20 protein-coding genes are annotated in these 21,241 nt (G+C 39.5%); 19 read left to right on the forward strand and 1 reads right to left on the reverse strand.

Translation table 11 applies throughout. The features are described 5' to 3' along the window. Positions 1-3: 3 nt before the first annotated feature. The 7 genes from ABH959_RS19840 (at position 4) to pyrG (ending at position 7,805) form a co-directional block, all read left to right on the forward strand. Positions 4-1,287: an acetyl-CoA C-acetyltransferase gene (locus ABH959_RS19840; RefSeq protein WP_080019283.1), complete on the forward strand. Its 1,284-nt coding sequence runs from the start codon at positions 4-6 to the stop codon at positions 1,285-1,287. Between the two features lie 49 nt (positions 1,288-1,336). Continuing rightward, positions 1,337-2,188, forward strand: a complete 852-nt coding sequence (locus ABH959_RS19845) for a 3-hydroxybutyryl-CoA dehydrogenase (RefSeq protein WP_002089768.1) — start codon at positions 1,337-1,339, stop codon at positions 2,186-2,188. A 72-nt stretch (positions 2,189-2,260) separates the two neighbouring features. Beyond that, positions 2,261-3,391, forward strand: coding sequence for an acyl-CoA dehydrogenase (locus ABH959_RS19850; RefSeq protein ID WP_113936183.1), 1,131 nt, complete (start codon positions 2,261-2,263; stop codon positions 3,389-3,391). A gap of 22 nt (positions 3,392-3,413) precedes the next feature. Beyond that, entirely contained in the window at positions 3,414-4,553 is a 1,140-nt protein-coding gene (gene acdA / locus ABH959_RS19855) for an acyl-CoA dehydrogenase AcdA (RefSeq protein WP_002016320.1), read from the forward strand. Between the two features lie 64 nt (positions 4,554-4,617). Continuing rightward, entirely contained in the window at positions 4,618-5,247 is a 630-nt protein-coding gene (locus ABH959_RS19860; RefSeq protein ID WP_002034889.1) for a TetR/AcrR family transcriptional regulator, read from the forward strand. Between the two features lie 165 nt (positions 5,248-5,412). After that, the gene (gene rpoE, locus ABH959_RS19865) at positions 5,413-5,940 is read left to right on the forward strand and encodes a DNA-directed RNA polymerase subunit delta (RefSeq protein ID WP_002130074.1); all 528 of its coding nucleotides are present in this window, start codon (positions 5,413-5,415) and stop codon (positions 5,938-5,940) included. Positions 5,941-6,197: 257 nt separating this feature from the next. Then, positions 6,198-7,805, forward strand: coding sequence for a CTP synthase (pyrG, locus tag ABH959_RS19870; RefSeq protein WP_002016314.1), 1,608 nt, complete (start codon positions 6,198-6,200; stop codon positions 7,803-7,805). 31 nt (positions 7,806-7,836) lie between these two features. Here pyrG and ABH959_RS19875 read toward each other — a convergent pair whose 3' ends face one another. Continuing rightward, on the reverse strand, positions 7,837-8,361 hold the full coding sequence (locus ABH959_RS19875) for a DUF2529 domain-containing protein (protein ID WP_404493080.1): 525 nt from the start codon (positions 8,359-8,361) through the stop codon (positions 7,837-7,839). A 202-nt stretch (positions 8,362-8,563) separates the two neighbouring features. Here ABH959_RS19875 and spo0F point away from each other — a divergent pair, with 202 nt between their 5' ends. From spo0F to ABH959_RS19935, 12 genes are all read left to right on the forward strand, one after another. Next, positions 8,564-8,932 (forward strand): sporulation initiation phosphotransferase Spo0F, encoded by a 369-nt coding sequence (gene spo0F / locus ABH959_RS19880; protein WP_000398592.1) that lies wholly within the window; start codon positions 8,564-8,566, stop codon positions 8,930-8,932. A 211-nt stretch (positions 8,933-9,143) separates the two neighbouring features. Beyond that, complete coding sequence (locus ABH959_RS19885; RefSeq protein ID WP_002016312.1) at positions 9,144-10,001, forward strand: class II fructose-bisphosphate aldolase; 858 nt, start codon at positions 9,144-9,146, stop codon at positions 9,999-10,001. A gap of 347 nt (positions 10,002-10,348) precedes the next feature. Continuing rightward, the gene (murA, locus tag ABH959_RS19890) at positions 10,349-11,638 is read left to right on the forward strand and encodes a UDP-N-acetylglucosamine 1-carboxyvinyltransferase (RefSeq protein WP_113936184.1); all 1,290 of its coding nucleotides are present in this window, start codon (positions 10,349-10,351) and stop codon (positions 11,636-11,638) included. A 183-nt stretch (positions 11,639-11,821) separates the two neighbouring features. Beyond that, complete coding sequence (gene glpX, locus ABH959_RS19895; protein ID WP_002016310.1) at positions 11,822-12,787, forward strand: class II fructose-bisphosphatase; 966 nt, start codon at positions 11,822-11,824, stop codon at positions 12,785-12,787. A 503-nt stretch (positions 12,788-13,290) separates the two neighbouring features. Next, a complete protein-coding gene (gene rho / locus ABH959_RS19900; protein WP_002016308.1) occupies positions 13,291-14,562 on the forward strand; it encodes a transcription termination factor Rho in 1,272 nt (423 codons plus the stop codon). 569 nt (positions 14,563-15,131) lie between these two features. Beyond that, on the forward strand, positions 15,132-15,377 hold the full coding sequence (locus tag ABH959_RS19905; RefSeq protein ID WP_000643447.1) for a type B 50S ribosomal protein L31: 246 nt from the start codon (positions 15,132-15,134) through the stop codon (positions 15,375-15,377). 110 nt (positions 15,378-15,487) lie between these two features. Further along, complete coding sequence (locus tag ABH959_RS19910; protein WP_002016305.1) at positions 15,488-16,072, forward strand: thymidine kinase; 585 nt, start codon at positions 15,488-15,490, stop codon at positions 16,070-16,072. A gap of 352 nt (positions 16,073-16,424) precedes the next feature. Beyond that, complete coding sequence (gene prfA, locus ABH959_RS19915; RefSeq protein WP_002139009.1) at positions 16,425-17,492, forward strand: peptide chain release factor 1; 1,068 nt, start codon at positions 16,425-16,427, stop codon at positions 17,490-17,492. Beyond that, the gene (gene prmC, locus ABH959_RS19920; RefSeq protein ID WP_002143879.1) at positions 17,492-18,343 is read left to right on the forward strand and encodes a peptide chain release factor N(5)-glutamine methyltransferase; all 852 of its coding nucleotides are present in this window, start codon (positions 17,492-17,494) and stop codon (positions 18,341-18,343) included. Before prfA ends, prmC begins: the two co-directional genes overlap by 1 nt. Positions 18,344-18,685: 342 nt before the next feature. Continuing rightward, positions 18,686-19,546 (forward strand): stage II sporulation protein R, encoded by an 861-nt coding sequence (gene spoIIR, locus ABH959_RS19925; protein ID WP_404493081.1) that lies wholly within the window; start codon positions 18,686-18,688, stop codon positions 19,544-19,546. 49 nt (positions 19,547-19,595) lie between these two features. Next, a complete protein-coding gene (locus ABH959_RS19930; protein ID WP_002016300.1) occupies positions 19,596-20,054 on the forward strand; it encodes a GNAT family N-acetyltransferase in 459 nt (152 codons plus the stop codon). Positions 20,055-20,162: 108 nt separating this feature from the next. Beyond that, positions 20,163-21,203, forward strand: coding sequence for an L-threonylcarbamoyladenylate synthase (locus tag ABH959_RS19935; RefSeq protein WP_113936187.1), 1,041 nt, complete (start codon positions 20,163-20,165; stop codon positions 21,201-21,203). The last annotated feature ends 38 nt before the right edge of the window (positions 21,204-21,241 follow it).

Here is a 21,241-nt window from a genome sequence, read left to right on the forward strand (position 1 = left end):
GGAATGCATTCAAAATTAGAAAGAGGTGCAATAATTGCACCTCTTCTAGGCGCAAGGATACCGAGCGAGCGCTCGGTGCTAAAAAAAGAAATGGGGGAAAGAAACATGAGTAAAACAGTTATTTTAAGTGCTGCAAGAACACCGGTTGGAAAATTTGGAGGAACTTTAAAAGACGTGAAAGCAACAGAGCTTGGAGGAATCGCAATTAAGGCAGCGCTTGAAAGGGCGAATGTTTCCGCTAGTGATGTTGAAGAAGTTATATTTGGAACGGTTATCCAAGGAGGGCAAGGACAAATTCCATCACGCCAAGCAGCAAGAGCGGCCGGCATTCCTTGGGAAGTACAGACAGAAACAATAAATAAAGTTTGTGCATCAGGGCTTCGCGCAGTTACGTTAGCAGATCAAATTATTCGTACTGGTGATCAATCACTGATTGTAGCTGGTGGAATGGAATCGATGAGTAACAGCCCTTACATTTTACGAGGCGCAAGATGGGGATACAGAATGGGTAACAACGAAGTTATCGATTTAAACGTTGCAGACGGTTTAACATGCGCATTTTCAGGTATACACATGGGTGTTTATGGCGGAGAAGTTGCGAAGGAAGATGGAATCTCTCGCGAAGCACAAGATGAATGGGCATATCGTAGCCATCAACGTGCGGTTTCGGCACATAAAGAAGGGCGTTTTGAAGAGGAGATTGTACCAGTAACAATTCAGCAAAGAAAAGGCGATCCTATCGTCGTGGCTAAGGATGAGGCACCACGCGCGGATACAACGATTGAAAAATTAGCGAAATTAAAGCCTGTATTTGATAAGACGTCAGCGGTGACAGCAGGTAATGCTCCGGGACTAAATGATGGCGGTGCTGCACTTGTATTAATGAGCGAGGACAGAGCGAAGCAAGAAGGAAGAAAACCATTAGCGACAATTTTGGCGCATACGGCGATTGCGGTAGAATCGAAGGATTTCCCAAGAACGCCAGGTTATGCAATTAATGAATTGCTGAAAAAGACAGGTAAGACAATTGAAGACATAGATCTATTTGAAATCAATGAGGCATTTGCGGCTGTAGCAATTGCAAGTACAGAAATCGCAGGGATCGATCCGGAAAAATTGAATGTAAATGGCGGTGCTGTAGCAATGGGGCATCCAATTGGAGCGAGCGGAGCACGTATTATCGTTACACTTATCCATGCACTGAAGCAGCGCGGCGGCGGAATTGGAATTGCTTCTATTTGTAGCGGTGGCGGTCAAGGTGATGCAGTGATGATTGAAGTTCACTAATTAAGATTAGAAGATATATAGTTTATTAACAATTAAGGGGGAAGAAAAAATGAGTGTACAAAAGATTGTTGTAATCGGTGCAGGGCAAATGGGTTCAGGTATCGCACAAGTGTGTGCAATGGCAGGCTATGATGTGAAAGTGCAAGATTTAAAGCAAGAGCAATTAGATAGAGGGCTAGCTGTTATTTCAAAAAATTTAGCCCGCCAAGTAGAAAAAGGCCGTATGAAGGAAGAAGAGAAAGATGCGACTTTAAATCGTCTTACATGGACGCTCGATTTAAATAGTGTCAAAGAAGCTGATCTTATTATTGAAGCAGCTGTTGAAAAAATGGATATTAAAAAGAAAATTTTTGCGAATTTAGATGAAATCGCTCCAGAACACGCAATTTTAGCGACGAATACGTCATCGTTACCAATTACGGAAATTGCAGCGGTAACGAAACGTCCTGAGAAAGTAATCGGCATGCACTTTATGAATCCGGTTCCAGTTATGAAACTCGTTGAAATTATTCGTGGTTTAGCTACAGATGATGCAGTGTACGAAACGATTGAGGATATTACGAAAAAAATCGGGAAAGTGCCAGTTGAAGTAAATGATTTCCCAGGGTTTGTATCGAACCGTATTTTATTACCGATGATTAACGAAGCGATTTATACGTTATACGAAGGAGTAGCGACGAAGGAAGCGATTGATGACGTAATGAAGCTTGGTATGAACCATCCGATGGGACCACTTACGTTAGCTGACTTTATCGGTTTAGATACGTGTTTATACATTATGGAAGTGTTGCATGAAGGATTAGGAGATAGTAAATATCGCCCATGTCCATTATTACGTAAGTATGTGAATGCAGGATGGTTAGGACGTAAAACGGGTCGTGGTTTCTACGTTTACGAATAAAGGCCTCCCTTTATTGAAGTAGTGGTCTTACCAGATTGTTAAAAAGATATATAGCAAACGGAGGCGAAGTACATGAATTTTCACTTTACTGAAGAGCAACAAATGATGAGGAAAATGGTTCGAGATTTTGCGCAGAAGGAAATAGCTCCCTTTGTTCCTAGTATGGAACAAGGGGTGTTCCCGAAAGAGATTTTGCAAAAGATGGGTGAGCTTGGACTAATGGGTATTCCAGCGCCTGCAAAATATGGTGGGGCAGAAATGGATTTTATTTCTTACATTCTAGCAATTGAGGAAATTTCAAAGGTAAGTGCAACGGTTGGTGTAATTTTAGCTGTACATACGTCAGTTGGAATGAATCCGATTTTATACTTCGGAACAGAAGAACAGAAGCAGAAATATGTTTCTAAACTGGCGACTGGTGAATATTTAGGCGCATTTGCTCTAACAGAACCGAATGCAGGATCAGATGCAGGTAGTTTGAAATCAAGAGCTGTAAAAAAGGGCGATCACTACATCATTAATGGATCGAAAGTCTTTATTACAAATGGTGGTGAAGCAAGTACATATATCGTCTTCGCGTCTACAAATCCAGAGGCGGGGAAAAGTGGTATTTCAGCATTTATAGTAGAGAAAGATACACCAGGCTTAATCATTGGAAAAGATGAGCATAAGATGGGTCTTCTTGGTTCTCGTACAGTGCAACTTACGTTTGAAGATATGAAAGTGCCGGCCGAGAATTTACTTGGTGAAGAAGGACAAGGATTTAAGGTGGCAATGGCGAATTTAGATGTTGGGCGAATTGGAATCGGAGCGCAAGCATTAGGAATCGCGGAAGCGGCGCTTGCATGTGCGATTGATTATGCGAAAGAGCGTGAGCAATTCGGAAAGCCAATTGCGGCGCAGCAAGGACTCGGATTCAAACTTGCAGATATGGCAACAAGTGTAGAAGCATCGCGATTACTTGTATACAGAGCAGCATCGCTAAGAGCACAAGGATTACCATGCGGTAAAGAGGCTTCTATTGCGAAATTATTTGCTTCTAAGACGGCTGTTGAAGTTGCGATTGAAGCGGTGCAAGTATTTGGTGGTTATGGTTATACGAAAGATTATCCAGTCGAAAGATTTTTCCGTGATGCGAAGATCACGCAAATATATGAAGGAACGAGCGAAATACAAAAGCTTGTAATTAGTCGAGCTTTATAAAAAGGCAGAGGGGGAGACGGGAATGCATTTTAAATTATCAGAAGAACATGAAATGATAAGAAAAATGGTTCGGGATTTTGCAAGGAATGAAGTAGCACCGACAGCAGCTGAACGTGATGAGGAAGAAAGGTTTGATCGCGCTTTATTTGATCAAATGGCAGAGCTTGGTTTAACCGGTATTCCGTGGCCTGAAGAATACGGTGGAATTGGAAGCGATTACTTGGCGTATGTAATTGCCGTTGAAGAATTATCCCGCGTTTGTGCTTCTACAGGTGTAACGTTGTCTGCACATACTTCACTTGCTGGATGGCCAATTTTTAAATTTGGAACGGAAGAGCAAAAACAAAAGTTTTTGCGCCCAATGGCTGAAGGGAAGAAAATTGGTGCATATGGCTTAACAGAACCAAGCTCTGGATCAGATGCTGGTGGAATGAGGACGACTGCAAAACGAGATGGAGACCATTACATTTTAAATGGTTCGAAAATTTTTATTACAAATGGCGGCATCGCTGATATTTATGTTGTTTTTGCATTAACAGATCCTGATTCGAAGCAGCGCGGCACGAGTGCATTTATTGTGGAGAGTGATACGCTAGGATTTTCGGTTGGGAAGAAGGAAAGTAAGCTAGGGATTCGTTCTTCGCCAACAACTGAAATTATATTTGAAGACTGCCGTATTCCTGTAGAGAATTTACTAGGGGAAGAGGGCCAAGGATTTAAAGTTGCGATGCAGACATTAGATGGCGGCCGTAATGGTATTGCGGCACAAGCAGTCGGTATTGCACAATCCGCTTTAGATGCTTCTGTAGAATATGCAAGAGAACGTCATCAGTTTGGGAAGCCAATTGCGGCGCAACAAGGAATTGGCTTTAAACTTGCGGATATGGCAACGGATGTAGAGGCAGCGCGTCTTTTAACATATCAAGCGGCTTGGCTTGAATCTGAAGGGCTTCCGTATGGGAAAGAGTCAGCGATGTCAAAAGTATTTGCAGGTGATACAGCGATGAAGGTAACGACTGAAGCGGTACAAGTATTTGGTGGTTATGGTTATACGAAAGATTATCCAGTAGAGCGTTATATGCGCGATGCAAAGATTACACAAATATATGAGGGAACACAAGAGATTCAAAGGCTTGTAATTTCTCGTATGTTAACGAAGTAGGAACGAAAGCGTAGGTATTTTCCTACGCTTTTTACTTCCAAAAATAATAGAGAGAGGTGAAGGGATGGTTAAACATAATGTACATGCGTCAGTGAAAGATGAAAAATTAGTTGCGTTAAGACGTGAACAAATGATTAAAGGTGCGGTGCAGCTGTTTAAGCAAAAAGGATTCCCACGTACAACAACGAGAGAAATTGCGAAAGCGGCTGGATTTAGTATCGGAACACTTTATGAGTATATTCGCACAAAAGATGATGTATTATATTTAGTTTGTGATAGTATTTATGAACATGTAAAAGAGCGGTTAGAGGAAGTAGTGTGTACAGAGAAGGGAAGTATAGAAAGCTTAAAGATAGCGATAATGAATTATTTTAAAGTGATGGATGAATTGCAAGAAGAAGTATTAATTATGTATCAAGAGGTACGTTTTTTACCGAAAGAATCACTCCCATATGTATTAGAAAAAGAGTTTCAAATGGTCGGGATGTTTGAGGATATTTTAGAGCAGTGTACGGAAAATGGGACATTTACACTAAATAAAAAGGAAATACAGCTTCTTGCACATAATATTTTCATACAAGGACAAATGTGGGGATTTAGACGTTGGGCCCTGCAAAAACTGTATACTCTCGAAGAATATACAGAAATGCAAATTAGGTATGTACTGCAAGGAGCACATATGTCTCCGAAATAAAGAATGGACAAATTATAATTTTATTGCCCGTAAATAGCGGGATAAAAGTTTCCCGTTTTTTTTGTAGCATATTTGTGCGACTTTTGTTTATAATGAATAGTATGGATTTTTTTAAGCAGACCGTTATATATAAGCTTATATTTGAAGAAAGGAAGTGCCGCATAAGTGGGTTTTAAGCAATATTCACCAGAAGAGCTAAAAGAATGTTCAATGATTGAAGTTGTACATAGTGTTTTAGGGAATAAAAGACAAGCAACGACATTCAACGAGTTGGTTCAAGAAATCGCTCAAGTGCTGGGACTATCTCAAGGGCAAGTTAATACGAAACTCGCACAATTTTATACAGATTTAAACATCGATGGACGTTTCATTAATTTAGGAGAAAATCGTTGGGGGCTACGTAGCTGGTACCCATATGAGCAAATTGATGAAGAAATTCTGCCTCAGCCAAAACCGAAGAAGAAACGCAAAGTTGAAGAAGACGGTTTTGACGACTACATTGAAGAAGATGATGTAGAAGAAGAAGCAGAAGAAGTAGAAGAAGATGTAGTAGATTTGGACAAAGTTCTTGAAGACGAAGACGCAGACGATGAAGATGATGATCTTGATGATTTAGAAGAAGATAATGAAGACTTCGCAGAAGAAGAACTTGAGTATGATGAAACTGAAGAAGAAGAAGAGGAAGAGCGGTAGTTCTTGACTTTTCATTATCGTCCATGTAGAATCATTTTTGGGCTCTTTAAAAAAAGACGATAATACTTTTAAAGTGTAAATATAAAAGAAAATTGCTCCCTACTTATTACTTTATGTGATGAGGGGAGCAATTTTCTTTTTTGTTTTTTGTTTAGAAAATAAAAAGAGCCTAACAATAAGATAGATACAGTGTTATCTACATACGTTGCGCTTTGCAACGGTGATTATATAACAACGAAGTAGAAGGGAGTATTTTCATGACTAAGTATATTTTTGTAACAGGCGGTGTAGTATCGTCTTTAGGTAAAGGTATTACAGCAGCATCTCTTGGAAGACTTTTAAAGAATCGTGGTTTAAACGTAACTATTCAAAAGTTTGATCCATACATTAACGTAGACCCAGGGACTATGAGCCCATACCAACACGGTGAGGTATTCGTAACAGATGATGGTGCAGAAACGGACTTAGACCTAGGTCACTATGAGCGTTTTATCGACATCAACTTAAACAAATACAGCAACGTAACAACAGGTAAAATTTACTCTTCAGTTCTTCAAAAAGAGCGTCGTGGTGAATATTTAGGAGGAACAGTTCAAGTTATTCCTCACATTACTAACGAAATTAAAGAACGTGTATATCGTTCTGGTCGCGAAACAAATGCCGACGTTGTTATTACAGAAATCGGTGGAACTGTTGGTGATATCGAGTCTTTACCATTCTTAGAAGCAATTCGTCAAATTAAGAGCGACATCGGTCGTGACAATGTAATGTACATTCACTGTACGTTAATCCCGTACTTAAAAGCAGCGGGTGAAATGAAAACAAAACCAACGCAACATAGCGTTAAAGAGCTTCGCAGCTTAGGTATTCAACCAAATATTATCGTTGTTCGTACAGAACTACCTGTTTCTCAGGACATGAAAGACAAGCTTGCATTATTCTGTGACATCGATACAAAAGCAGTTATCGAAGCACGCGATGCAGATACTTTATATGCGGTTCCATTATCTCTTCAAGAACAAAACATGGACCAAATCGTTTGTGATCACTTGAAGTTAGACAATCCAGCTGCAGATATGACAGATTGGACTGCGCTAGTTAATAAAGTACGTAACCTTTCTAAGAAAACAAAAATCGCTCTTGTTGGTAAATACGTAGAGCTTCAAGATGCATATATTTCTGTTGTAGAAGCGCTTCGTCATGCAGGTTATTCATTCGACACAGATGTAGAAGTAAAATGGGTAAATGCTGAGCACGTAACAGCAGAGAACGTAAAAGAATTAGTTGGCGACACAGATGGTATCCTTGTACCAGGTGGCTTCGGCGATCGTGGTGTAGAAGGTAAAATCGTTGCAATTCAATATGCTCGTGAAAACAAAGTTCCATTCTTAGGAATTTGCCTAGGTATGCAACTTGCATCAATCGAATTTGCACGTAACGTATTAGGATTAGAAGGAGCTAACTCTTCTGAAATTAATCCTGACACACCTTATGCAATTATCGATTTATTACCAGAACAAAAAGATGTAGAAGATTTAGGTGGTACACTTCGTCTTGGTCTATATCCATGTAAGCTTGCTGAAGAAACAAATGCTTACAATGCTTACAATGAGCCGGTTGTATATGAGCGTCATCGTCATCGTTATGAGTTCAACAATCAATTCCGTCCAGATATGGAAAAAGCAGGATTTGTATTCTCTGGTACAAGCCCAGACGGTCGTCTAGTGGAAATTATTGAATTACAAGATCACCCTTGGTTCGTGGCAGCACAGTTCCATCCAGAACTTGTATCTCGTCCAAACCGTCCACAACCATTGTTCCATGACTTCGTAAGTGCTTCTATTACGAATAAAGAGAGCAAGTAATAAAAAAAGCGCCTGAAATAGGGCGCTTTTTTTAATATTCGTTTAACATTTCATCAATTGTAAATTTCAATCCGTGATAAGCAAATAAAGCTATAATTAAACTTGGGAACCCATAGCGGTTACCTTCATCATCTGGAATAAGACCTTTTAACAGCTTTGTATCAATATGTACATCTGTATATTGTTCCAGTGATTCAAGACCTTCTTGAATAGCCGAGATTCCAACGATAGATTGGCCTTCTTCATGAAGTTTTTTCGCGGTTTTTATAATTTCTTCATCTGTCGAAAAACGACTAATAAGAAGTACGCGGTCCGCAGAAGTCACTGCCGCCGGTTCACCGTTTTCTATTAAACGTTTTGCTTGTTTCATTGGTTCGGCGCCAAATAATGCTTCTGAAACAATACCTTCCATTTCGTTTGTACCATGCAAGTAAATGAAGCCGTCGCCAACTAACGCCTGGGCAAGTAGACGAGCGCTATCTTCTATATTCAATTCCTCTTTTTGAGAAATTCGAGAGAAATATCCACTTAATTGAGTCGAGAAAATTTTTAACATGTTGTTGCTCCTTTCTTTCGTGTTAGCTGGTTCTCATTATAGCTTATTTTTTTTGGAAAGGGGAAATAGTAGGGTGGCATAACAAAATAGGAAACGGTAAAATAAGAAAGAATAGGAAGGGATTTGGCAAAGAGTAGCGAAAATAAACCGATAAGATATAAGAAGCTTTAAATCTTGTACTTACACAGAAAGGTTGGGAGTTATGGAAGGGAAAATTTTAATCGTTGATGATCAATATGGCATTCGTGTTTTATTGCATGAAGTGTTCCAAAAAGAAGGTTATCAGACGTTCCAAGCAGCGAATGGATTTCAAGCTTTAGATATCGTGAAAAAAGATAATCCGGATTTAGTAGTGTTAGATATGAAAATCCCAGGTATGGATGGTATAGAGATTTTAAAACATGTAAAAGAAATTGATGAGAGTATTAAAGTGATTTTAATGACTGCTTATGGAGAATTGGATATGATTCAAGAAGCGAAAGATTTAGGAGCTTTAATGCACTTTGCTAAACCGTTTGATATTGATGAGATTCGTCAAGCAGTGAGAGATCAGCTTGCTGTAGAGGCGTAAAAAATGAATTTTTTATAAAAAATATGGAAAAAAGCGTTTACATGGACTATTGAGCAGGTGAATACAGTTGAGTTTTTGAGTACAAGTTGTTATCCTATTGAGTGTAGAAAGAAGTCCGGTATGTAAATATACATATTTTACCTTATTCTGGTCATACTACCAGCGATAAGAATTTATCGGATACAAAAAACGTTTTTTAGGAGGATTCACCATGCCTTTAGTTTCTATGAAAGAAATGCTAAACACAGCACTAGAAGGAAAATACGCAGTTGGTCAATTCAACATGAACAACTTAGAGTGGACTCAAGCTATCTTAGCTGCTGCGGAAGAAGAAAAATCTCCTGTAATCTTAGGTGTATCTGAGGGTGCAGCTCGTCATATGACTGGTTTCAAAACAGTTGTAGCTATGGTTAAAGCTTTAATCGAAGAAATGAACATTTCTGTTCCTGTAGCGATTCACCTTGACCATGGTTCAAGCTTCGAAAAATGTAAAGAAGCAATTGATGCAGGTTTCACATCTGTAATGATCGACGCTTCTCACCACCCATTCGATGAAAACGTTGAAACTACTAAAAAAGTGGTAGAATACGCACACGCTCGTAACGTATCTGTTGAAGCTGAGCTTGGAACAGTTGGCGGACAAGAAGACGACATCATCGCTGAAGGCGTAATTTACGCTGATCCAGCAGAGTGTAAGCACCTTGTTGAAGCAACAGGTATCGATTGCCTAGCTCCAGCTTTAGGTTCTGTACACGGTCCTTACAAAGGTGAGCCTAACTTAGGATTCGCTGAAATGGAACAAGTTCGCGACTTCACTGGCGTACCTTTAGTATTACACGGTGGTACTGGTATCCCAACTGCTGATATCGTAAAAGCTATTTCTTTAGGTACTTCAAAAATTAACGTAAACACTGAGAACCAAATTGAGTTTACAAAAGCTGTTCGTGAAGCATTAAACAAAGACCAAGAAGTTTACGATCCTCGTAAATATATTGGACCTGGCCGCGACGCTATCAAAGCAACTGTTGCTGGTAAAATGCGTGAGTTCGGTTCTAACGGTAAAGCGTAAGAATAAAATTCCGTTTTGGAAACCGTCTAGTCTTTTAGACGGTTTCCTTTCGTTGTATAATGAAAGCGCGAACAAGTCTAAAGATTTTATAAAGTGAATTTTTGGTTTGCGAATATAGAAAATAATGTGCATAGTCCTATTAATAAATGTGGTAAGTATCTGAATTGAGTAATTTGATTCGATGAATAGTTAATCTTCATCTATTTGTATAGCAGGGGAGCTACAGGTGATGGTTTTCTACTTATTGAGTTTCAGGATGGAAAGAGTGATTGAGATTCTTAAGGGGGAATCTTCTACTTCTTATAAAGAAGTAGAAGATAAATACATTCACAAGAAGGGAGCTCAATATGGAAAAGTTGCTAATTGAAGGCGGAAGAGCTTTAAATGGAACGATTCGTGTGAGTGGTGCAAAGAACAGTGCTGTTGCACTAATTCCAGCGACAATTTTAGCAGATACTCCAGTAACTATTGGCGGTGTTCCTAATATTTCGGACGTGAAAATGTTAGGAGACTTACTAGAGGAAATTGGAGGGAAAGTAACTTATGGGCAGGAAGAAGAGATGGTAGTCGATCCTTCTAACATGGTTGCGATGCCTTTACCAAATGGAAAAGTGAAAAAATTGCGCGCCTCTTATTATTTAATGGGTGCAATGCTTGGCCGTTTTAAAAAAGCTGTTATTGGGCTTCCAGGTGGATGTCATTTAGGGCCACGACCGATTGATCAGCATATTAAAGGGTTTGAAGCGTTAGGGGCATATGTTACAAATGAACAAGGTGCCATTTATTTAAGAGCAGACGAACTACGTGGGGCACGTATTTATTTAGATGTTGTTAGTGTAGGAGCTACGATTAATATTATGCTAGCGGCTGTACGAGCGAAAGGTAGAACTGTTATTGAAAATGCAGCGAAAGAACCAGAGATTATTGATGTAGCTACATTGTTAACGAGTATGGGCGCACGTATTAAAGGTGCTGGTACAGATGTAATCCGAATTGATGGTGTGGATTCACTGCACGGTTGTCACCACACTATTATTCCAGACCGTATTGAAGCTGGTACGTATATGATTTTAGGAGCAGCGTCAGGAGGAGAAGTAACAGTTGATAATGTTATTCCTCAGCATTTAGAGTCCGTTACGGCGAAGCTAAGAGAAGCTGGTGTTCAAGTTGAAACGAACGATGACCAAATTACAGTGAACGGCAATAGAAGGTTAAAAGTAGTTGATATAAAAACGCTTGTATATCCAGGGTTTCCAACAGATTTACAACAGCCGTTTACAACGCTTTTAACAAAAGCGCATGGAACAGGAGTTGTAACCGATACAATTTACAGCGCACGTTTCAAGCATATTGACGAATTGCGCCGTATGAACGCGCAAATTAAAGTAGAAGGCCGTTCAGCAATTGTGACTGGACCTGTTTTATTACAAGGTGCGAAGGTGAAAGCGAGTGACTTACGAGCTGGTGCGTCCCTTGTTATTGCGGGTTTAATGGCGGATGGCATTACAGAAGTGACGGGACTTGATCATATTGATCGAGGTTACGAAAATATAGTAGACAAGCTTAAAGGGCTTGGTGCAAACATTTGGCGAGAACAAATGACAAAGCAAGAAATTGAAGAAATGAAGAATGCATAAAGTGAAACTTTAATCAGTATGGGGTATCCCACGCTGATTATTAACCCTCACCAATCGGGATAAGGTGGTGATACTTCCGTTAATGGGGAGCGAAGAATCACTACTAACGGAAGTACACTTTATAGAAAAACAAGGTTCACAAAATACGGCAGAAATATAAAGATTTAAAGGAGAGGGATTATCGTGGAAAGAAGTTTATCTATGGAGTTAGTACGTGTAACAGAGGCTGCAGCATTATCATCAGCGCGTTGGATGGGGCGCGGAAAAAAAGATGAGGCAGATGGTGCAGCAACATCAGCTATGCGTGATGTATTTGATACAATTCCGATGAAAGGTACAGTTGTAATTGGCGAAGGTGAAATGGATGAAGCGCCAATGCTATATATCGGAGAGAAGTTGGGTACAGGATATGGACCACGCGTAGACGTTGCAGTTGATCCTTTAGAAGGGACAAATATCGTAGCAGCTGGCGGATGGAATGCGCTTGCTGTTATTGCAATTGCAGATCACGGCAATTTGTTACATGCTCCTGACATGTACATGGATAAAATAGCGGTTGGTCCAGAAGCAGTTGGTGCAGTTGATATTGACGCACCTATTATCGACAACTTACGTGCAGTGGCGAAAGCGAAAAATAAAGATATCGAAGATGTTGTAGCGACAGTTTTAAACCGTCCACGTCATCAAGCAATTATCGAAGAAATTCGTAAAGCTGGTGCTCGTATTAAATTAATTAACGATGGAGATGTAGCTGGAGCAATCAATACAGCATTTGACCGTACTGGTGTAGATATTCTATTCGGTTCTGGTGGAGCACCTGAAGGTGTATTAGCTGCGGTCGCATTAAAATGCTTAGGTGGAGAAATTCACGGGAAGCTCTTACCTCAAAACGAAGCTGAACTAGCTCGTTGTAAAAGAATGGGTATTGAAGATATCAATCGTATCCTTCGTATGGAAGACTTAGTAAAAGGTGACGATGCAATCTTTGCAGCAACAGGTGTAACAGACGGAGAACTATTACGAGGCGTTCAATTTAAAGGTAGCGTCGGAACAACACAATCACTTGTTATGCGTGCAAAATCAGGCACAGTACGCTTCGTAGACGGCCGCCATAGCTTAAATAAAAAACCGAATTTGGTTATTAAATAAAAAGTGCAAGCGGCTTGTTCAGAATCGCAGGGCATTGGAACTCTCGACCTTGAAGCGTTTTTTGCTTCGAGTGAGAGAGTGAAATGCCCGGAGATTCTAGCCGCTGGAACTGGATTAAATAAAAAGCGTAAGCAGCTCGTTCAGAATGGGAGGGGGATGGAGCTTCTGACGTAGAGGCGCTTTTTGCCTCGCAGGAAGAAGTGAAGCCACCGACCATTCTAGCTGCTGAAGCTGGATTAAATACAAGCAGAAATACCTTATCTATTCTGCCTTAAAATCAGGTGAGTAGAAAAAAGAAAGAAATATGAAAAGGCGAAGACAAATTTTCTTGTCTTCGCTTCTTGTATTTGTGTTTCAACGTATTGATTAAAACTAGATAAAAGGGTTACAATAGTGAATATTATCCTACTTGAACTTATTGCCTTTCATTATTATTTATTTGCCTTCCGTATTTTTCCCTTTACCCATGTGAAAAGAGAATAAAGTTAAAGTGTGGTGTCTGAATGAATTTGTCAATTGCAGCATTAGAAAACATGAAATTAAAAGAGTTATACGAGCTTGCGAAGGAATTTAAGATTTCGTATTACAGCAAGTTAACGAAAAAAGAGCTAATCTTCTCTATCTTAAAAGCTCGAGCAGAAAAAGAAGGTTTCTTTTTCATGGAAGGCGTATTAGAAATTATTCAATCAGAAGGATTTGGATTCTTACGTCCTATCAATTATTCTCCAAGCTCAGAAGATATTTATATCTCGGCTTCGCAAATTCGTCGTTTCGATTTACGTAATGGAGATAAGGTTTCTGGTAAAGTACGACCTCCGAAAGAAAATGAGCGCTATTTTGGATTGCTACAAGTTGAAGCTGTAAATGGAGATGATCCAGACTCAGCAAAAGAGCGTGTACATTTCCCTGCATTAACACCGTTATACCCAGATCGCCAAATGAAATTGGAGACGGAAACGAAAAAGTTACCGACACGCATCATGGATTTAATCGCACCAGTTGGATTTGGACAACGTGGTTTAATTGTTGCGCCTCCAAAGGCTGGTAAAACAAGTCTGTTAAAAGAAATTGCACACAGTGTCACAACAAATCATCCGGAAGCAGAATTAATTGTACTTTTAATTGATGAGCGTCCAGAGGAAGTAACAGATATTGAACGTTCTGTTAAAGGTGATGTTGTAAGTTCTACTTTTGATGAAGTGCCAGAGAATCATATTAAAGTAGCTGAGCTTGTATTAGAGCGTGCAATGCGTCTTGTAGAACATAAAAGGGACGTTGTTATTTTAATGGATAGTATTACCCGTTTAGCGCGTGCTTACAACCTTGTTATTCCGCCAAGTGGTAGAACCTTATCGGGTGGTATTGATCCTGCTGCTTTTCATAGACCGAAGCGTTTCTTTGGGGCTGCGCGTAATATCGAAGAGGGCGGTAGCCTAACGATTTTAGCAACAGCGCTTGTTGATACAGGGTCTCGTATGGATGATGTAATTTACGAGGAGTTTAAAGGAACTGGAAATATGGAACTTCACTTAGATCGCTCATTAGCTGAGCGCCGTATCTTCCCAGCGATTGATATTCGTCGCTCTGGTACGCGTAAAGAAGACCTATTAATTCCGAAAGAACATTTAGACAAGCTGTGGGGTATTCGTAAAACAATGCGTGATACACCAGACTTTGTTGAAGGCTTCTTACGTAAACTTCGTCAAACAAAGACAAATGAAGAATTTTTACAAAACATTGTTGCAGACTCAAAAAGGTATGTAACCACTAAGTAAAGGGAAAAGATGGGGACTCGCTTATTTCGTAGTAAGCGAGTTTTTTATGTTTTTAAGGGAATATTAGAGAGAGTAATATATGGAAAAATTTGTTTTTTGAGATGAAAATCATATTTGGATTGAGAGCTTGAAGTGCCCTACGATTCTGGGCCAGCCGCTTGCGCTTTAAGGTGTATCTAGTTCCATCTCCAGCGGCTAGAATGGTCGGTGGCTTCGCGTCTTCCTACGAGGCAAAAAGCGCCTCTACGTCAGAAGCTCCATCCCCCTCTCATTCTGAACGAGCCGCTTGTGCTTTTAGGTATATCCATCTCCAGCGGCAAGAATCTCCGGTCATTTCGCTCTCTCGGTCGAAGCAAAAAGCGCTTCTTGGTCGAGAGCTTGAAGTGACCTGGATTCTGAACGAGCCGCTTGTGCTTTTAATTTTTAAAAAGACAAAAACAGGTAGTTGCAAAATGGAGTTAGCCTTGTTATAATTTCATCATATGTGTTTCATCAATATAGTTGTGTAAGCAGCTGAAGATGAAAAACTCTGTTTCGAAAATGATTCAGGGCGGAAGGAGATGAAAAGAATGAAAGCAGGAATCCATCCAAATTACAATAAAGTTGTATTTATGGACACGAACACTGGCTTCAAATTCTTAAGCGGGTCTACAAAAGGCTCTAGCGAAACTGTTGAGTGGGAAGATGGTAACACTTATCCATTACTAAAAATTGAGATCAGTTCTGATTCTCACCCATTCTACACTGGACGTCAGAAGTTTGCTACTGCAGACGGACGTGTTGACCGCTTCAATAAGAAATACGGTATTAAGTAATAAAGAACATAAAACAGGCAAGTGTATGTATTCGCTTGTCTGTTTTTTTTGCGAAAATATTAAACCTTTGCCCTACTTTGGATTAGGAAAGTAGATGAAAGGAGAGCTCAATGTACTTAATGAATCAAAATGGTTGGATTGAAGTGATTTGCGGGAGTATGTTTTCTGGAAAATCAGAAGAGCTCATCCGCCGTATACGCCGTACACAATTTGCGAAACAACATGCAATTGTATTTAAACCATGTATTGATAATCGTTATAGTGAAGAAGATGTTGTATCACATAATGGATTAAAGGTTAAAGCAGTTCCTGTTTCAGCTTCAAAAGATATATTTAACCATGTAACAGAAGAAATGGATGTTATTGCAATCGATGAGGTACAATTTTTTGATGGGGACATTGTGGAAGTGGTGCAAGTATTGGCAAATCGTGGCTATCGTGTCATTGTAGCTGGATTAGACCAAGATTTCCGTGGTCTACCATTTGGACAAGTTCCTCAGCTGATGGCGATTGCTGAACATGTAACTAAATTGCAGGCAGTTTGTTCTGAATGTGGATCTCCTGCAAGTCGTACGCAACGTTTAATTGATGGAGAACCAGCGGCATTTGATGATCCAATTATTTTAGTTGGGGCTTCAGAATCGTACGAACCACGTTGTCGTCATTGTCATGCAGTACCTACAAAACAAAGATAAATTAAACTCGCTATGTAGAGCGGGTTTTTTTCGAAAATAGATGAAGATTGGTGGCAAGAATCTCCGGCCATTTCACTCTCTCGCTCGAAGCAAAAGCGCTTCAAGGTCGAGAGTTCCAATGTCCTGCGATTCTGAACAAGCCACCTGCGCTTTTAAATATTATCTAGCTCCAGCGGCAAGAATCTCCGGCCATTTCACTCTCTCGCTCGAAGCAAAAAGCGCTTCAAGGTCGAGAGTTCCAATGTCCTGCGATTCTGAACAAGCCGCTTACGCTTTTAAATATAATTTGCGTTTTTTTGATTAAGTACCATATACTATTTGTATTAGATACTAGGATGTAGAGGTGAATGGTGTGTTAGATCGTTTGCAAGCTGTAGAAAATCGTTATGAGAAGTTGAATGAATTGTTAAGTGACCCAGAGGTTATTAGCGATACAAATAAGCTTCGTGAGTATTCAAAAGAGCAATCTGATATTCAGGACACGGTAGAGGTGTACCGTGAGTATAAAGATGTTCGTGAGCAATTACGAGATGCAAAAGCAATGTTAGAAGATAAGTTAGACGCTGATATGCGTGATATGGTAAAAGAAGAGGTTTCTGAATTAGAAGGACAAGAGAAAACATTATCAGAACGTCTGAAAATTTTACTTGTTCCAAAAGACCCTAATGATGATAAAAACGTTATCGTTGAGGTTCGTGGCGCTGCTGGTGGTGACGAGGCAGCTTTATTTGCTGGTGATTTATATCGTATGTATAGCCGTTATGCTGAGGTACAAGGTTGGAAAACTGAAATTATCGAAGCGAGCTATACAGAGTTAGGTGGATATAAAGAGATTATCTTTATGATTAATGGTAAAGGTGCTTTCGCGAAGCTGAAATTCGAGAATGGTGCTCACCGTGTACAACGTGTTCCTGAAACGGAATCTGGTGGACGTATTCATACATCTACAGCAACTGTAGCTGTACTACCAGAGGCAGAAGAAGTAGAAATTAATATTCATGAAAAAGATGTTCGTGTTGATACGTTTGCTTCTAGTGGCCCTGGTGGACAAAGCGTTAATACAACGATGTCAGCGGTACGTTTAACACATTTACCGACTGGTGTAGTTGTATCTTGTCAGGATGAGAAATCACAAATTAAGAATAAAGAAAAAGCGATGAAAGTATTACGCGCACGTGTTTATGATAAATTTAGACAAGAAGCGCAAGCTGAGTATGATCAAAACCGTAAACAAGCTGTTGGTACGGGAGATCGTTCAGAGCGTATTCGTACGTATAACTTCCCGCAAAACCGTGTTACAGACCATCGAATCGGTTTAACGATTCAAAAGCTAGATCAAATCCTACAAGGTAAGTTAGATGATTTCATCAATGCCTTAGTGATGGAAGATCAGGCGCAAAAGATGGAGGCAGCTGAGTAATGCGTGTCTATGAAGCCCTGAAATGGGCTTCTTCTTTTTTACAGGAAAATGGACGAGATGAAAATGCGGGAGAAATTGTCCTTTGTCATGTATTAAAGACAAACAGAACCGGAATGCTCATGAATATGCGTGAAGAAATAACTGCGGAACAAGAGAAAAGTTTTGCAGAATTTATCCACAACCATGTAGAAGGTATTCCGATCCAATATATGCTCGGTTATGAAATGTTTTATGGCCGATCATTCTTTGTAAATGAAGAGGTATTGATACCAAGACCGGAAACAGAGGAACTTATAGTTGGAGTGCTAGAGAGAATTGAGCGCCATTTCGGTAATGAGGAGCTTCACATAGCGGATATTGGAACAGGTAGTGGAGCGATTTCTATTACGCTCGCTTTAGAAAATAAAAATCTTCATGTGTATACAGTAGATATCGCACAGGAGTCGATTGAAGTTGCAAAAGAAAATGCAAAAACTTTAGGGGCGGATGTAACTTTCTATCACGGCGATTTACTGTCTCCGTTTTATGAAACAGGTCAGAAGTTAGATGTTGTTGTTTCCAATCCTCCGTACATACCAGAGGAAGATTGGCGTGGTCTTTCTACTGTTGTGAAGGAGCATGAGCCGAAGCGTGCGCTTGTTGGTGGTGAAGATGGACTAGATTTCTATCGTCGTTTTATGGAAGAATTGCCGAATGTATTACAGAAAAAGGCGATTGTGGCGTTTGAAATTGGTGTAGGGCAAGGTGAAGATGTGAAAGCATTATTACAGCAAACTTTCCCGCGCGCTCAAGTCGAAGTTGTATTTGATATTAATGGAAAAGATCGCATGGTATTTGCAGAGATGGAGTAAGGCATAAGCCTTACTCTATTTTTTGTATGAAAAATTCGTAACTACTCAGCCATACATTTTATTTAGAATTTTGGTAAGGGGTATTATTCCAGAGAAAATACGCCTCTTATTACCTATAGATTGCTGTCATAAAGATAAAAATGGACATACACCTTGTTGCCTGTCTTTGTTTTAAAACTTTGCGCGTGGCAGGAAAAGGCCCTGACCGCTCCTATACATAGCCAGTCCCTCTCGCCAATTAAAAAAATGCTTTTCTATCGGTTTTTTATATAGATTTCGAATTTAATAGTTTAGAAAGATGAAAGTCTGTCCACACTGTTTTTAGAGGGGACGGTGGAGGAAATGAAAAAACAAGTTATTGCTTACTTTCTTTTATTATTAATTGGTGCACAGTTACTTGTGCAGTTTGGATATATGAAAGCTGATGCAAAAGGGCCTACTGTTATTCCGAAAGAGGCCGTTCGATTACGTATTTTAGCTAATAGTGATTCCGATAAAGATCAGGCATTAAAACGTAAAGTACGTGATGAAGTGAAAGTGCAAATTGATGGATGGGTAGCGGATTTAACGTCATTTGAAGAAGCTCGAAAAGTAATTCAAAATCATATTCCTGAAATTGAAAAGACAGTGGCGAATACGCTGAAAAGAGAAGGAAGTAAAGAGGCGTTTCAAGTGAAATTCGGTAAGAATGTGAAGTTTCCTACAAAGGTATATGGGAATTTTATTTATCCGGCAGGAGAATATGAAGCGGTACTTATTACAATTGGAAAAGGTGAAGGTGCAAACTGGTGGTGTGTATTATTTCCACCGATGTGTTTCTTAGATTTTTCAAGTGGTACAGCTGTAAGGAAAGAAGAACATGTTGTGAAGGCTGAATCTCCTGAGGAGGGGGAAGTTAAGGAGCAAGATGAGGAAGTAGTGGGTGTACCAGAGAAGAAAGAGGATAAAGTGAAAGAAACGAAGGTTGTAAAGCAGGAAGTCGCAAAAAAAGTAACAGATTCTGAAAAGAAAGTAGTAAAACACGAAACACAAGTAGAAGAACAGCCTGTAAAAAAAGTAGAAACAAAAACTGTGGAAAAAGTGGAGAAACCTGTGGAGCAAAAACAAGAAAAGCAAAATGAGTATGTAACAGTAGAAGAGGAAGAGAAACCAGAGGTTAAATTATTTATCGTCGAAGCTTTTACATCTTTATTCTCTAAATAGTGCTATTAATAAATCCTTCCTCATATATATCAATGAGGAGGGATTTACTATGAAGAACGTGTATTTTGCTACGAAAGCAGATGTAGAAAGATTACATTCTTTTTTCGGACAAGCTAATAAAAAAGATGATAAAATAAATGAGTTGTACGCACAATTTATGATCTTGGAAGAGGCGGGAGAAATACGAGCGGTAATTGGATATGAACAAAGTGGAGAAAATGCACTTATCCGTTCTTGTTTATTCACACCTAATGTGGATAAACAGACTTTCTTATATTTTTTCGAGATGTTTTTGCAGTATATGAAAGAAAAAGATATTCGACAATTGTACTTACTCACAAATCATCCACAATCTGTGACCATCTTTCAGTTTTTTAACTTTGTCATTATAGAGAAAGAGGAAGTGCCAGAGGAAATTCGACAGTTAGAACACTTTTGTAAAAATATAAAAGAGCTAAATGCAATAATACTAAATTGTCAGCTATTCACAAAGTTATCCACGGATTAACAAGGTTTATCCACATTTTGTGGATAAACCTTGTTTGTCTTTTGGATAAATCTCATAGTAAACTAAAAATAGACAAGTATTTCATGGTAGAAAAGGACGTGGGAAAAAATGCATACAAATATGTGGGTTGTGGATAATGTTGTGGAAAGAAAAAAATATTATCCACAATTAAAAGAAGCAGCGAGATTATTAAGAGAAAATGAAGCGGTGGCCTTCCCAACGGAAACGGTTTATGGGTTAGGAGCAAACGCAATGGATGATGAAGCGATAGCGAAAATTTTTGAAGCGAAAGGGAGACCGAGCGATAATCCACTGATTGTCCACATAGGAACAAAATCTCAGTTAGATGGTATCGTAAAAGAAATTCCGCCGGTTGCAGAAAAGTTAATGGAGCATTTTTGGCCAGGACCATTAACAATCATTTTACCGAGAAAAAAAGGGATTTCAGAGAGGGTTACGGCAGGACTTAATACAGTCGGAGTGAGGATGCCGGATCATCCAGTAGCGCTCGCCCTTATTGAAGAGGCAAACGTGCCTGTTGCGGCACCGAGTGCGAATCGTTCAGGACGCCCAAGTCCAACGTTAGCTTCTCATGTGTATGAAGATTTAAATGGGAAAATTGCTGGTATTGTTGATGGCGGGGCGACAGGAGTAGGTGTTGAATCAACTGTAATTGATTGTACGAGCGAAGTTCCGACGATTTTACGTCCTGGTGGGATTACGCAGGAACAATTGGAAGCAGTAATAGGAAATGTTTCTTTAGATCCAGCTTTAAAGGATGAGAAAGAAAAACCGAAATCGCCTGGAATGAAATATACACATTATGCACCGAAAGCGCCACTTAGTATTGTTGAAGGATCCCGTGAGTTTATTCAACGTATTGTAGATGAGAAAAAGAAAGAAGGATTTAAAGTAGGTGTATTAACGACCGAAGAGTATCAACATGTGTATAGTGCAGATGTTGTATTGTCTTGTGGTGTGCGAAGCGATTTAGCCAGCGTTGCGACTAAGTTATATGATGTGCTTAGAACGTTTGATGCAAGTGAAGTAGATGTTATTTTTAGTGAATCATTCCCGAATGAAGGTATAGGAAATGCAATTATGAATCGTTTAACAAAAGCTGCGGGACATCATATTATCACTGAATGATAATGTACCTTTAGCAAACAGAATATTTTTCCTCGGAT

The sequence above is a fragment of the Bacillus sp. RC51 genome (genome assembly GCF_044908115.1).
Taxonomy (GTDB): domain Bacteria; phylum Bacillota; class Bacilli; order Bacillales; family Bacillaceae_G; genus Bacillus_A; species Bacillus_A mycoides.